The following is a 13,927-nucleotide window of genomic DNA, read 5'->3' as shown; positions in this document are numbered from 1 at the left end:
CACGGCGCAGCGCACCGCACCACCGGCTCGACCCGCACACCCGAGAACGGAGACACAGTCATGGCCCAAGCCGCAGCCGTGGCGAAACAGCCCGCGCCGCCCCGGCGGCGTCGCGGATCGGCCACGCCACGCAGGCTCCCGTATCTGCTGATCGCGCCGGCAGCCCTGCTGATGCTCGGCTTCATCGCCTACCCGGTCATCAGCGTCTTCTACTACAGCCTGCAGCACTACAACCCCACCAAGCCCTGGCGGAACGGTTTCGCGGGCTTCGACAACTTCGTCCACGCCTTCACTCAGGACCCCCAGTTCTGGGACACGCTGGTCTTCAGCGCCAAGTGGGTCGTGGTCGAGGTCGGGTTGCAGCTGCTGTTCGGCCTGGCCCTCGCGCTGATCGTCAACCAGAGCTTCGTGGGCCGGGCGCTGAGCCGCGCGATGGTCTTCTCGCCGTGGGCCGTCTCCGGCGTGCTGACCTCCGCCATCTGGGTGCTGCTCTACAACTCCCAGACGGGCATCACCCGTTACCTCGCTGACCTGGGCATCGGCGAGTACGGCACCAGCTGGCTCTCCGACACCTCGACCGTCTTCCCGGCCGCGGTCGTCGCCGACCTGTGGCGTGGCGTGCCCTTCTTCGCGATCCTCATCCTCGCCGACCTCCAGTCCGTCTCGAAGGACCTGTACGAGGCCGCCGAGGTCGACGGCGCTGGCCGCATCCGGCAGTTCGTCCACATCACGCTGCCGCACCTGAAGGACGCGATCATCCTGTCCACGCTGCTGCGCGCGGTGTGGGAGTTCAACAACGTCGACCTGCTCTACACCATGACCGGCGGCGGACCAGCGGGGGCGACGACCACCCTCCCGCTCTACATCGCCAACACCTCCGTCGACGCCCACAACTTCGGCTACGCGTCCGCCCTCACCACGGTCGCGTTCGTGATTCTGCTCTTCTGCTCGATCGTCTACCTGCGGTTGAGCAAGTTCGGAGGCGAGGACAAGTGATCACCAAGGACGCCGAGATCAGCGACGCCCCGGTGGCCCCCGCCCCCGAGGCCGAGGAAGCCCCGCGCCGGCCGGACAAGCGCCGGCGCGCCTGGGACGAGGTCCCGCGCTGGCAGATCTACCTGCCGCTGTCGATCTACCTGCTCTTCACGCTCATCCCCTTCTACTGGATCCTGCTGTTCGCGCTGCGCGAGCCCGGCTCCACCTCCCTCGTGCCGTGGCCCATCACGTTCGAGCACTTCGAGAAGGTGTGGACGGAGCGGTCCTTCGGGACCTACTTCCAGAACAGCGTCCTCGTGGGCGTCGCCACCCTGTTCATGACCACGATCGTCGCCCTCGCCGGCGGCTACGCCCTGGCCCGCTTCAACTTCCGGATCAAGCGCGCGTTCATGCTGGCGCTGCTGTGCTCGCAGTTCGTCCCGGGCGCGCTGCTTCTCGTCCCGCTGTTCCAGATCTTCGCCGAGCTGCGGATGATCAACTCCCTGGGCAGCGTCATCATCGCCGAGACCGTCTTCCAGCTGCCGCTGTCGATGATCCTGATCAGCGGGTTCATCAGAAACGTGCCGTACTCGCTGGAGGAGGCCGCCTGGGTCGACGGCTGCAACCGGTTCACCGGCTTCCGGGTGGTCGTGCTGCCGCTGCTGCGGCCGGGCCTGATCGCCGTCGGCTCCTTCGCCTTCGTGCACTCCTGGAACCACTTCCTGTTCGCGCTGATGTTCCTCAGCAACCAGGACAAGCAGACCATCCCCGTCGGCCTGAACACCCTGCTCAGCGCCGACAGCGTCGACCTGGGCGCGCTCGCCGCGGGCGGCATCATCGCCGCCGTCCCCGTCGTGATCGTGTTCGCCTTCATCCAGAAGTGGCTGATCACCGGCTTCAGCGCGGGGGCGGTGAAGGGATGAGGCGACTTCCGGGCAGGAGCCGACTTCCGGGCAGGAGCCGACTTCCGGGCACGAGCCTGCTTCCGGGCACGAGGCGCCTCCCGTTGCTCGCCGTGGCCGGGGTGCTGGGCCTCACCCTCAGCACCCCCGCCGGGGCGGAGGCCCGCGACATCAGCCGTGACACGCTCGCCGCGAACGACGGCTGGGCGGCGGCCGACGGCGGCACCACAGGGGGTTCCACCGCCGACGACGCCCACGTCTTCACCGTTCGCGACCGCAGTGAGCTGGTCCGGGCGCTCGACGGAGGCAGCGCCACCCCGAAGATCATCCGGATCGCGGGCACCATCGACGCCAACACCACCGACGACGGCGACACGCTGGACTGCGACGACTACGCGACCGACGGATACGACCTGAAGAAGTACCTCGCCGCGTACGACCCGCGCACCTGGGGCTCCGCCAAGCCCAGCGGCCCCCAGGAGGAGGCCCGGCAGGCATCGGCCGCCCGGCAGGCGGAACGGGTCGAGCTGGCCGTCGGGTCCAACACCACCATCGTGGGGCTGGGCGACAGGGCGGTGCTGAAAGGCGCCGGCCTCCAGCTCAGGGGCGCGGACAACGTGATCATCCGCAACCTCGAACTCCGCGACGCCTACGACTGCTTCCCCGTCTGGCAGCCCAACACCGGCGGCCTCGGCGACTGGAAGACCGCGTACGACAACATCTGGCTGCGCGGCGCCACCCATGTGTGGATCGACCACGTCACGCTGTCCGACAAGGGCCACCTGGACCAGGACGAGCCCACCTACTTCGGCCGCAACTACCTGCGCCACGACGGCCTGCTCGACATCACCAACGAGTCCGACCTGGTGACGGTGTCCTGGAGCCGGTTCGCCGACCACGACAAGGCGATGCTCATCGGCAACGGCGACACGGCCACCGGCGACCGCGGCAAGCTGCGCGTCACCCTGCACCACAACGAGTTCGCAGGCGTCGTGCAGCGTGCGCCGCGCGTCCGCTTCGGGCAGGTGCACGTCTACAACAACCGCTACGTCGTCCCCGGCGACGCGCACGACTACCGGTACTCGCTCGGCATCTCCACCGAGTCCGCCGTCCACGCCGAGAACAACGCCTTCACCACACCCGGCCACATCGAGGCCGCCGACCTCGTGAAGAGCTGGAACGGCACGGCCTTCCACGCCACGGGCACGCTCTTCAACGGTTACCCCGTCGACCTGCTGACCATCTACAACGCGTACAACTCCGGCAGCGAACGCGACCTGACCCCCGACGTCGGCTGGACACCCACGCTGCACGGTGAGATCGACAGCGCCCGGCAGGCGGACCACGAGGTCGCCCGCGGCGCGGGCGCGGGGAGGATCCGATGACCACTCCGACGGCCTCGAAGCGCTCCGGCGCCGCCCCTCTGCCCGTCGTCCTGGCCGGCGCCCGGGGCCATGGCCGCTGGCACCTGGCCAACATCCGCCGTCTGCAGGACAAGGGCATCGTCCGGCTCGCCGGTGTCTGCGAGCTGACGCCGCTGACCGCCGGGGAACTGGACGGCCTGGGCACGCCCGAGCAGTCCGCCGACTTCGGCGCCCTGCTCGACTCCACGGGTGCCGCGATCGCCGTGATCTGCACACCCATCCCCACCCACACCGACCTCGCGCTCACCGCGGCCCGGCGGGGCGTCCACCTCCTGCTGGAGAAGCCCCCGGCGCCGTCGTACGCCGAGTTCCGCCGCATGGCCGACGGGATCGCCGCGGCCGGGGTGGCCTGCCAGATCGGCTTCCAGTCGCTGGGCTCGCACGCCGTGCCCGCGATCCGCGAACTGGTCGCGAAGGGCGCGCTCGGCGAGGTGGTCGGCGTCGGCGGCGCCGGGGCGTGGGCGCGCGACGAGGCGTACTACCGACGCGCCCCCTGGGCGGGCAAGCGGCGCCTGAACGGGGTCGACGTCATCGACGGTGCCCTCACCAACCCGCTCGCCCACGCCGTCGCCACCGGGCTCGCGCTCGCCGGGTCCACCCGCGCCGAGGACGTCACCGGCATCGAGACCGAGCTGCTGCGCGCCAACGACATCGAGTCCGACGACACCTCGTGCGTGCGGATCACCACGGCCGGCAGCGGCCGCGTCACCGTCGCCGCCACCCTGTGCGCCGAGCACCCGGACGAACCGTACGTCCTCGTGCACGGCACCAGCGGTCGGATCACCTTCTGGTACAAGCAGGACCGCGTGCTCGTCCAGCGGGCCGGGCACGGGCCCGAGGAGATCGAGTACGGCCGCACGGACCTGCTGGAGAACCTGGCCGCGCACCTCACCGACGGCACCGAACTGCTCGTCACACCCGAGGCGACGGGCGCCTTCATGAAAGTCGTCGAAGCGATTCGACAGGCGCCGGACCCGACCCAGCTGCCCGCCGACGCCTGGCAGCTCGTGCCCGAGGAGAACCGCCGCGTCGTCCACGGCGTCGACGGCCTGGTCGCCGCGGCCGCCGACACCCTCGCCCTCTACTCCGAGCTGGGTGCCTCCTGGGCCCTCCCCACAGCTTCAGCGAACGAGGTGAGCACATGACGAACAACGACTCGCTGGTCCTGCGCATCGCGGGCCGCCCGGTCGGCCGCTACACCACCCGGCCCGAGCTGCCCCCCAGACTCTCCCCACGCCCCTATCTGCACCCCGTCACCACCCTGTCCGGTACGGCCGTCACCGAGTTCAGCCCGGCCGACCACCTGCACCACCTCGGCGTCGGTGTCGCCGTTCCCGACGTCGAGGGGCACAACTTCTGGGGCGGACGCACCTTCGTCCGCGACCGGGGCCCGACCGAGCTCGACAACCACGGCTCGCAGCGGCACACCGCCTTCCAGCTCAGCGACCCCGACGGCTTCGTCGAGGAACTGCGCTGGGTGGCGGCCGGAGGCGAGCTGCTGCGCGAGCGCCGTACGGTCGCGGCCACCGAACTCACCGACTCCGCCTGGGCGCTGGACTTCACGTTCTCGCTCACCAACACCACCCCGGGCCCGCTGTCCATCGGCAGCCCCGCCACCAACGGACGGCCCGGCGCGGCGTACGGCGGCTTCTTCTGGCGCGCCCGCAAGGAGGCTGCCGCGCCGCGGGTGTTCACCCTGGACAGCGAGGGTGAACCGGAGGTCCACGGCACCCGCGCCGACTGGCTCGCCCTCGCGGGCAGCACCTGGACGCTGGTCTTCGCCGGGGCCACCGAGCAGACCCGCAAGGACCCGTGGTTCGTGCGCACCGAGGAGTACCCGGGAGTGGGCTCCTCCCTCGCGCACGACGAGCGGGTGCCGATCGAGCCGGGCGAGACCGTCGTACGGCGGGTCGTGACCGTCGTCGCCGACGGTGTCCTCCCCCGGACCGAGGCGGCGGCGCTGGTCCGCAAGGCGGTGAGCCCATGAGCACGCCCCCGGTCACCGGCGGCGCGCCCGCCTTCACCGCCGACCTCGGTGACGGCACCTACCGCAACCCGGTCCTCAACGCCGACTGGTCCGACCCCGACGTCTGCCGCGTCGGCGACGACTACTACCTCACCGCGTCCAGCTTCGGCCGCGCCCCCGGCCTGCCGCTGCTGCACTCCCGCGACCTGGTCAACTGGACGCTGGTCGGGCACGCCCTGCAGCGCCTGGAGCCCGCCGCCGGGTTCCGCGTCCCACGGCACGACTGCGGGGTGTGGGCGCCCGCCCTGCGGTACCACCACGACCGGTTCTGGATCTTCTGGGGCGACCCCGACCAGGGTGTCTTCCAGGTCAACGCCCCGGAGATACGCGGCCCCTGGACCCGCCCGCACCTGGTCAAGGCGGGCAAGGGACTCATCGACGCCTGCCCCCTGTGGGACGACGAGACCGGCGAGGCGTACCTGGTGCACGCCTGGGCCAGGTCCCGCTCCGGGATCAAGAACCGGCTCACCGGGCACCGGATGCACCCCGACGGCACCAGCCTGCTCGACGAGGGCAAGGTGATCGTCGACGGGGACCGGATTCCGGGCTGGTTCACGCTCGAAGGGCCCAAGCTGTACCGGCACGACGGATGGTTCTGGATCCTCGCCCCCGCGGGGAGCGTGGAGACCGGCTGGCAGGGCGCCTTCCGCTCCCGCGACTTCTTCGGCCCCTATGAGGAGCGGATCGTCCTGGAGCAGGGCGACACCGACGTCAACGGTCCCCACCAGGGCGGCTGGGTACGCACCCAGGCAGGGGAGGACTGGTTCCTGCACTTCCAGCAGCGGGGCGCGTACGGCAGGGTCGTACACCTCCAGCCCATGCGCTGGAACAGGGACGGGTGGCCGGTGATGGGTGACGAGGGAACCCCCGTCACCGTTCACCGCAAGCCCGCCCTGCCGCCGCAGCCGCCCGCCGCGCCCGCCACCGACGACGACTTCCCCGGCGGCCGCTTCGGACGCCAGTGGCAGTGGACCGCCAACCCCGAGGACGGCTGGGCCACCCAGCACTCCGGCGACGGGCTGCGGCTGACCTGTGTACGGACGGACGACGCGCACGACCTGCGCAAGCTGCCGAACGTGCTCACCCAGCGGCTGCCCGGCACCCCGGCCACCGTGCAGGTGGAGCTCAGGCTCGACAGCGAGGAGGAGGGCGCCGGGGCCGGGCTCGCCGTCCTCGGCGACGCGTACAGCTGGATCGGGCTCCAGCGGGGCACGGACGGGAACGTGCACCTGGTGCACCGGTTCGGCGAGTTGGTCGCCGACCGGGAACGGGACGCCGCCCACCCACGGCCGGCCCCCGAGGCGAGGGCCCTGCTGCGGATCGAGATCGGCGCCGGGGCGCGCTGCCGCTTCTCGTGCGACGTCGGGGACGGCCGTGGCTTCCAGCCCTCGGGGCAGGTCTTCGCCGCCACCCCCTGGCGCTGGGTCGGCGCCCTGCTCGGCCTGTTCGCGGTCGCGCCCGCCGGCGGGGGACACGCCGGGACGGCCACGTTCACACAGTTCCGGATCACCCCCTCGTAACCCACCCCACCCGTACGCCTGTTGGGAGCCGCGATGACGCACCTCCATGGCAAGCACCTGCCGGGACCCGAGCGCGGACCGGGCCCGGGCAGGATCCTGGCCACCGTGATAGGCCTCGTGGCCGCGCTGGGCCTCGGCGCGGTCGGGGAGGCCGGTGCCGCGCCCGTGGACCGGGCCGCGGCCACCGTGAACCGCCTGAGCGACCGGGCGCACGGGTTCGCCTCCCTCGCCGGCGGTACCACCGGTGGCGAGGGAGGCGAGGTGGTGACGGTCACCGACCAGGCGTCCCTGGAGAAGTACGCGGCCGCCGAGGAGCCGTACGTCATCCGGGTCGCCGGCACGATCAAGGCCGAGCCCTTCGGCGCGAACGTCGTCGTCGCCTCGGACAAGACCATCATCGGAGTCGGTACCGAGGGAGAGCTCGTTCAGGGCGAGTTCCACCTCAACCCGGGCACCCACAACGTGATCATCCGGAACCTCACCATCCGGGACTCCGCGATCGAGGGCAACTGGGACTGCAAGGACACCGACTTCGACGGCATCCAGATGGATTCCGTGCACCACGTCTGGGTCGACCACAACCGCTTCTCACGGATCTGCGACGGCCAGCTCGACATCCGCAAGGACAGCGAGTACATCACCGTCTCCTCCAACCAGTTCACGGACAACAACAAGACGTTCGGCATCGGCTGGACCCCGAACGTGAAAACGCAGATCACCATCGACCACAACTGGTTCCGCAACACCAAGCAGCGCAACCCGTCCGCCGACAACTGCGCCTACGCGCACCTCTACAACAACTACGTGTCGGCGCAGCTCGCGGACGGTGACCCCGTGTGGACGTACGGGAACTGGTCGCGCGGCCGGACGAAGATGGTCATCGAGAACAGCTACTACGACGGCGTCCAGCACCCCTACCAGGCCGACTCCACGGCCGAGTTGGTGCAGCGCGGGTCGATCCTCAGGAACACGACGGGCCGGCAGGACGAGTGGGGCGCCGCCTTCGACCCGAAGGACTTCTACTCCTACCGGCTCGACCCGGCCGCCGCCGTCCCCGCACTGGTCACCCGCTTCTCCGGGCCCCAGGAGCAGCTCGGTCGCTGAGCTCGCCCGATGACCCCACAGCCCCCACAACTTCACAGCAAACCCTCGTTGGATCCAGAAGAAGAGAGCCGTTCAATGAAGATCAGCATTCGCAGAAGCAGGCGCGCCGCCGTGGCCGTCGCCCTGGGATCCGTCCTCGCCCTGACCGCCACCGCCTGCGGTGACGACGGCAGCGGTGCGGGCGGCGACCAGGGCGCCGAGGGCAGCGGCAAGGGCGAGATCGTCTTCTGGGACAACAACGGCGGTGTCCGCACCGACATCTGGAAGGAGATCATCGCCGACTTCGAGAAGGCGAACCCGGACATCAAGGTCAAGTACGTCGGGATCGCCGCCACCGAGTACCAGTCCAAGGTCGACACCGCCCTCCAGGGCGGCGGCCTGCCGGACGTCGGGGGCGTCGGCGCGGCGATGATCGCCGGTTTCGCCGCCCAGAACGCGCTGGAGCCGCTGGAGGACCGCCTCGCCAAGTCCCCCCTCGACGGCAAGATGAACAAGAGCATGGTCGAGTCGTTGAAGGCCGCGGGCGGCGACGACAAGCACCTGTACTCGATCCCGACCTCCGCCAACAACGGCGTCCTCTACTACCGCACCGACCTGTTCGAGAAGGCAGGCCTGGACGAGCCGACCACCTGGCCCAAGTTCTTCGACGCCGCCGAGAAGCTCACCAACAAGGGCAAGAACGAGTTCGGCTACACCATCCGCGGTGGCGCCGGCTCCATCGCCCAGGCGCTGGACGCGATGTACGGGCAGTCCGGCATCACCTCGTTCTGGGACGCCGACGGTAAGAAGACCACGGTCAACGACCCGAAGAACGTGGCGGCCCTGGAGAAGTACGTCGCCCTCTACAAGAAGGTCACCCCGGCGGCCGACCTCAACAACGACTTCACCAAGATGGTCGCCCAGTGGGACTCCGGCACGATCGGGATGCTGAACCATAACCTGGGCTCCTACCAGGACCATGTGAAGGCGCTCGGCACCGACAAGTTCCGGGGCATCCCGCAGCCCGTCGGGCCCGGCGGGAAGCGGGTGCAGGTCTCCAACCCGATCGACGGGCTCGGAGTGTTCAAGGCCTCCAAGAACAAGGAGGCCGCCTGGAAGTTCATCGAGTTCGCCAGCTCGAAGGCGGAGAGCTCCAAGTTCAACGAGTCCGCGGGCCAGGTCCCGGCGAACACCGAGGCCGCGAACGACGAGTGGATCGCCAAGGCCGAGCCGACGAAGCTGGCCGCCGACGCGCTGTCCGACGGATCCACGACGATCGTGCAGCTGCCGTACTACCTGCCGGACTGGAACACGATCTCCAAGACGGACAACGAGCCGAACTTCCAGAAGGTCATGAACGGGTCCATGAGCGCGAAGGACTTCCTGGACACGATGGCCGACCAGCTGAACGCGGCCCAGTCGGAGTGGAACGAGCAGAAGGGCCAGTAGCCCTCCGGACCCCGCGCCCCTTCAGGGGGGCGCGGGGCACCCCCCTGTGAAAGGCACCACTGAACCCTTCCTCCACTACGCCTGTTGAGAAAGGCACCCCCGTGTCGCTCACCCGCAGACAGGTCACCACCGCGGCGCTCGCCGCTGTTCCCCTCTCCGTCGCGGCGACGCCCCACGCGGCCGCGGCCGCGTCCGGCTCCCGGCCCGTCCGGACGATCCACCTCGCCGGCGACTCCACCGCCGCCCAGAAGTACGCCGACGCCGCCCCCGAGACCGGCTGGGGCATGGCGCTTCCCTTCTTCCTGAGCAAGGACGTGGTCGTCGCCAACCACGCGGTGAACGGCCGGAGTTCGAAGAGCTTCATCGACGAGGGGCGGCTGGACGCCGTCCTCGGCGCGATCGGGCCCGGCGACTTCCTCCTTGTCCAGTTCGGGCACAACGACTCCAAGGCCGAGGATCCCACCCGCTACACCGAGCCCTGGACGACGTACCAGGACCATCTGCGCCAGTACGTCGACGGTGCGCGGGCCCGGGGCGCGCGGCCCGTGCTCGCCACCTCCGTGGAACGCCGGCGGTTCGACGCCGAGGGCAACGCCCTGCGCACCCTCGGGGACTATCCGGCGGCCATGCGCGCCCTCGCGGAGGAGGAGGGCGTCGCGTTGCTCGACATCGAGGCGCTGTCGTTCGCGCTGTGGCAGAGGCTCGGTGTCGAGGAGACGAAGAAGTACTTCAACTGGACCGCCACCGAGCAGGACAACACGCATTTCAATCCGCCGGGTGCGATCGCTGTCGCCCGGCTCGTGGCGGGCGAGCTGCTGCGTCGTCGCGTGCTCGCGCACCAGGACGTGCGACGGCTGGACGACGAGATTCCGGGCTCCTGGATCAGCTGGCCCGAGGCGTAGCCGCATACCGGCACAGCCCTTTCCTCCCCCCGTTCTTGAAAGGAACCGCACACATGGCTCCCCGTGTCTGGCATGCCCATGCCGTCACCTGCACCGCCCTCGTCCTCGCCGTCACCGGCACACCCGCCCACGCCCAGGACCGCGACCTCGGCCGCGAGACCCTCGCCGCGGGCGACGGATGGGCCTCCGAGGGCACCGGCACCACCGGTGGTTCGGCCGCCGACGCCGCGCACGTCTTCACCGTCACCACCTGGGACGAGTTCAGAGCCGCCCTCAGGGACGGCGGGAACGCGCCGAAGATCATCAAGGTCAAGGGGATGATCGACGCCGTGTCCGAGGGCTGTGACGCGTTCGAGGCCGACGGGTACGACTTCCAGCAGTACCTCGCCGACTACGACCCGGCCGTCTGGGGACACGACACCCCGGTCAGCGGTGAGCAGGAGGACCTGCGGGCCGCGTCCGCGGCCAACCAGGACCAGACCATCAAGGCGAGCGTCCCCGCCAACACCACCATCGTCGGTGTCGGGAAGGGCTCGGGCATTCTCGGCGGCAGCCTGCAGATCAAGGGCGTCGACAACGTCATCCTCCGCAACCTCACCATCGAGGCCCCGGTCGACTGCTTCCCGCAGTGGGACCCGACGGACGACAACAAGACCGGCGCCTGGAACTCCGAGTACGACGGCGTGGTCGTCTACGGCTCCACCCACGTGTGGATCGACCACAACACGCTCACCGACGGCCGCTACCCGGACAGCACCCTGCCGTCGTACTTCGGCAAGGTCTACCAGCAGCACGACGGCCTGGTCGACATCGTGCGCGGCGCCAACCATGTGACGGTGTCCTGGAACTCCTTCAAGGACCACGACAAGACGATGCTGATCGGCAACAGCGACAGCGCCGGCTCCACCGACTCGGGCAAGCTCAAGGTCACGCTGCACCACAACCGCTTCGAGGGCATCGTCGAGCGCGCGCCACGCGTCCGTTTCGGCCAGGTCGACTCGTACAACAACCACTTCGTGGTGACCGCGAGCCAGAAGTTCGGCTACGTCTTCGGCATCGGTGCCTCCTCGCAGCTGTACGCCACGGACAACGCCATCTCCCTCCCCGCCTCCGTCAGCGCCGCCAAGACCCTGAAGAAGTGGAGCGAGGCGCCGCTCACCGCCGAGAACAACTACGTCAACGGGAAACTGACGGATCTCATCGCGGTCCACAACGCCGAGATCCCGCAGGAGACCCTCCAGTCCGGCGCCGGGTGGACGCCGAGCTTGCGCACCAAGGTCGACTCGCCGCGGGCCGTGCCCGGGATCGTCGACCAGCGCGCGGGCGCCGGAAAGGTCTGCTGAGCATGGACACACCCGTAGTCGGCAGACGGTCGTTCGTGGTCGCGAGCGTCGGGGCGGCGCTCGCCCTCGGAGCGGGCGGAAACGCCCACGCGGGCGGACGCTCTCCCTTCGGACGGTACGGGTCGCCGTCGGCGCGGCTGACCGAGCGGACCCTGTACGTCCACCCCGGCGGGCTCGGCGACCACACCACCGTCCAGGCCGCCGTGACCGCGGCCGAAGGCAGCGGACACACCCTGGTCATCGCGCCGGGCACGTACCGCGAGACGGTCGTGGTGAGCGTCGCGCACACCGGGATGACCTGGATCGGTGCCTCCGGCGACGCCCGGGACGTCGTGGTCGTGTACGACAACGCCGCCGGCACCCCGAAGCCCGGCGGCGGCACCTACGGCACCAGCGGATCGGCGACCACCCTCGTCCAGGCCGACGGGTTCACCGCGCGCGACATCACCTTCGCCAACGACTGGCTCCGCGCCGACCATCCCGGGATCACCGGCACCCAGGCCGTCGCCCTCAAGGTGCAGGGGGACCGTTCGGCGTTCGAGCGGTGCCGGTTCCTCGGGCACCAGGACACGCTGTACGCCGACTCGATGGCGCTCGGCACGTACGCCCGCCAGTACTTCCGGGACTGTTACGCCGAGGGCGACGTGGACTTCGTCTTCGGGCGGGCCACCGCCGTCTTCGAGCGCTGCCACTTCCGCACTCTGATCCGCACGGACCTGACCGGGGCCCCGTACGGTTTCGTGTTCGCGCCGTCCACCGCGGTCGCCAACCCGCGCGGCTACCTGGTGACGGGGAGCCGTGTCACGAGTGAGGCGCCGGACGGCTACTACAAGCTGGCCCGCCCGTGGGTGCCCAGCTCCGACACCACCGCCCGGCCCATGCTGACCGTGCGCGAGACCCGTCTCGGGGCCGGCATCGACGCGGTGGCGCCCTACGGCACCATGTCCTCCGGCTACCCCTGGCAGGACCAGCGGTTCGCCGAGTACCGCAACACCGGGCCCGGAGCGGTGATCACGGTCCCGGAGGACCGGCCCCAACTCACCTCAGCCGAGGCCGAGTCGCACACCCGGGAGGCGTACCTCGGGGACTGGAGGCCGTATGAGTGCCCCTGACCGGGTGGGCCGGCGGGCGTTCGTGGTGGGAACCGGGGCGGCGGCGCTGCTCGCCGGTTCGGGAGCCGGAGCCGGAGCGGGGAGCGCCGCCGCGGCGGAGCCGGGCGTCGTGGCGGAGGCGGGCGTCGTGGAGGGTGCGCTGCCCGACTTCCATCCCCTGCTCAAGGAGGAGCTGCGCTTCCCGCTCGCCTGGGGCACCTCCCCGATCCGGGACTTCCGGGCCTGGCGGCGGGCCGCCCGCGCGAAGGTCGAGGAGCACCTGTTCGTCGGGCCGGACGACGGCACGCCGTACGCGCCCGAGTTCGGAGCGCGTGCCGAAGCCGACGGATACACCCGGGAGTCGGTCACCCTCGCCCTCACCCGCCACGAGCGGGTCCGCGGCGCCCTGCTCACCCCGCACGGCACCGGACCGTTCCCGGCCGTGCTGCTGCTCCACGACCACGGCTCGAAGTTCGACATCGGGAAGGAGAAACTGGTCCGGCCCTGGGGCGACGGCGAGGCCCGGCTCGCCTCCGCGCAGGCGTGGGCCGACCGCTGCTTCAGCGGCCGGTTCGTCGGCGACGAGCTGGCCCGGCGCGGATACGTCGTCCTCGCCCTGGACGCGCTCGGCTGGGGCGACCGGGGACCGATCACCTACGAGCAGCAGCAGGCGCTCGCCAGCAACCTCTTCAACCTGGGCTCGTCGCTGGCCGGGCTCATGGCCAGGGAGGACGTGCGCGCCGCCGCCTTCCTGGCCGGGCTGGACCGGGTGGACCGGCGGCGGGTCGCGGCCGTCGGGTTCTCCATGGGCGCCTTCCGCGCCTGGCAGACGGCCGCGCTCAGCGACGACATCGCCGCCGCGGCGAGCGTGTGCTGGATGACCGGGCTCAAGGAGGTCATGGTGCCCGGCAACAACATCACGCGCGGCCAGTCCGCGTACCACATGCTCCATCCCGGACTCGCCCGGCACCTCGACTTCCCCGACGTGGCGAGCATCGCCGCTCCCCGGCCGATGCTCTTCTTCCACGGCGCCCAGGACTCCCTGTTCACGGCCGAGGGAGTCCGGGTCGCGTACGAGAAGCTGGGCGCCGTCTGGCGCTCACGTCACGCCGGGGAGCGGTTGCACACCAAGGTCTGGCCGGACCTCGGTCATGTCTTCGCCGACCGTATGCAGGACGAGGTCTTCTCCTGGCTGGACTCCGTCCTGTGAGC

At 70.4% G+C, this 13,927-nt stretch carries 11 protein-coding genes and 1 pseudogene; all 12 read left to right on the top strand.

The window, feature by feature from the left end; all coding sequences use genetic code 11:
- Positions 1–60: 60 nt before the first annotated feature.
- The 12 genes and pseudogenes from IE262_RS05355 to IE262_RS05300 all read left to right on the top strand — a co-directional run bounded on the left by IE262_RS05355 (position 61) and on the right by IE262_RS05300 (position 13,925).
- Entirely contained in the window at positions 61–996 is a 936-nt protein-coding gene (locus tag IE262_RS05355; RefSeq protein WP_134040745.1) for a carbohydrate ABC transporter permease, read from the top strand.
- Entirely contained in the window at positions 993–1,898 is a 906-nt protein-coding gene (locus IE262_RS05350; protein WP_134040744.1) for a carbohydrate ABC transporter permease, read from the top strand. The genes IE262_RS05355 and IE262_RS05350 overlap by 4 nt, the downstream gene beginning before the upstream one ends.
- A complete protein-coding gene (locus IE262_RS05345) occupies positions 1,895–3,262 on the top strand; it encodes a pectate lyase family protein (protein ID WP_189871728.1) in 1,368 nt (455 codons plus the stop codon). Before IE262_RS05350 ends, IE262_RS05345 begins: the two co-directional genes overlap by 4 nt.
- Positions 3,259–4,446 (top strand): Gfo/Idh/MocA family protein, encoded by a 1,188-nt coding sequence (locus IE262_RS05340; protein WP_189871726.1) that lies wholly within the window; start codon positions 3,259–3,261, stop codon positions 4,444–4,446. Before IE262_RS05345 ends, IE262_RS05340 begins: the two co-directional genes overlap by 4 nt.
- Positions 4,443–5,288 (top strand): DUF6807 domain-containing protein, encoded by an 846-nt coding sequence (locus IE262_RS05335; RefSeq protein ID WP_134040741.1) that lies wholly within the window; start codon positions 4,443–4,445, stop codon positions 5,286–5,288. The genes IE262_RS05340 and IE262_RS05335 overlap by 4 nt, the downstream gene beginning before the upstream one ends.
- Positions 5,285–6,847 (top strand): glycoside hydrolase family 43 protein, encoded by a 1,563-nt coding sequence (locus IE262_RS05330; protein ID WP_189871724.1) that lies wholly within the window; start codon positions 5,285–5,287, stop codon positions 6,845–6,847. Before IE262_RS05335 ends, IE262_RS05330 begins: the two co-directional genes overlap by 4 nt.
- A 33-nt stretch (positions 6,848–6,880) precedes the next feature.
- A pseudogene (locus IE262_RS05325) lies at positions 6,881–7,945 on the top strand (pectate lyase family protein); the annotation flags it as partial.
- Between the two features lie 81 nt (positions 7,946–8,026).
- Positions 8,027–9,379, top strand: coding sequence for an ABC transporter substrate-binding protein (locus tag IE262_RS05320; protein ID WP_189871722.1), 1,353 nt, complete (start codon positions 8,027–8,029; stop codon positions 9,377–9,379).
- Between the two features lie 101 nt (positions 9,380–9,480).
- Positions 9,481–10,281: a rhamnogalacturonan acetylesterase gene (locus tag IE262_RS05315; RefSeq protein ID WP_134040737.1), complete on the top strand. Its 801-nt coding sequence runs from the start codon at positions 9,481–9,483 to the stop codon at positions 10,279–10,281.
- Between the two features lie 53 nt (positions 10,282–10,334).
- A complete protein-coding gene (locus IE262_RS05310) occupies positions 10,335–11,624 on the top strand; it encodes a pectate lyase family protein (RefSeq protein ID WP_189871720.1) in 1,290 nt (429 codons plus the stop codon).
- A gap of 2 nt (positions 11,625–11,626) precedes the next feature.
- A complete protein-coding gene (locus IE262_RS05305) occupies positions 11,627–12,736 on the top strand; it encodes a pectinesterase family protein (protein ID WP_189871718.1) in 1,110 nt (369 codons plus the stop codon).
- Positions 12,723–13,925, top strand: coding sequence for a dienelactone hydrolase family protein (locus IE262_RS05300; protein ID WP_189871716.1), 1,203 nt, complete (start codon positions 12,723–12,725; stop codon positions 13,923–13,925). The genes IE262_RS05305 and IE262_RS05300 overlap by 14 nt, the downstream gene beginning before the upstream one ends.
- Positions 13,926–13,927 lie beyond the last annotated feature (2 nt).

This window comes from Streptomyces bluensis (genome assembly GCF_014650715.1).
Lineage (GTDB): Bacteria > Actinomycetota > Actinomycetes > Streptomycetales > Streptomycetaceae > Streptomyces > Streptomyces bluensis.
This window is presented reverse-complemented; position numbering and strand designations above follow the sequence as displayed.

Coding starts and splice junctions, on each gene's coding strand:
- IE262_RS05355 (WP_134040745.1), top strand. CDS start 61: ATGGCCCAAGCCGCAGCCGTGGCGAAACAGCCCGCGCCGCCCCGGCGG.
- IE262_RS05305 (WP_189871718.1), top strand. CDS start 11,627: ATGGACACACCCGTAGTCGGCAGACGGTCGTTCGTGGTCGCGAGCGTC.
- IE262_RS05300 (WP_189871716.1), top strand. CDS start 12,723: ATGAGTGCCCCTGACCGGGTGGGCCGGCGGGCGTTCGTGGTGGGAACC.
- IE262_RS05310 (WP_189871720.1), top strand. CDS start 10,335: ATGGCTCCCCGTGTCTGGCATGCCCATGCCGTCACCTGCACCGCCCTC.
- IE262_RS05330 (WP_189871724.1), top strand. CDS start 5,285: ATGAGCACGCCCCCGGTCACCGGCGGCGCGCCCGCCTTCACCGCCGAC.
- IE262_RS05320 (WP_189871722.1), top strand. CDS start 8,027: ATGAAGATCAGCATTCGCAGAAGCAGGCGCGCCGCCGTGGCCGTCGCC.
- IE262_RS05345 (WP_189871728.1), top strand. CDS start 1,895: ATGAGGCGACTTCCGGGCAGGAGCCGACTTCCGGGCAGGAGCCGACTT.
- IE262_RS05340 (WP_189871726.1), top strand. CDS start 3,259: ATGACCACTCCGACGGCCTCGAAGCGCTCCGGCGCCGCCCCTCTGCCC.
- IE262_RS05335 (WP_134040741.1), top strand. CDS start 4,443: ATGACGAACAACGACTCGCTGGTCCTGCGCATCGCGGGCCGCCCGGTC.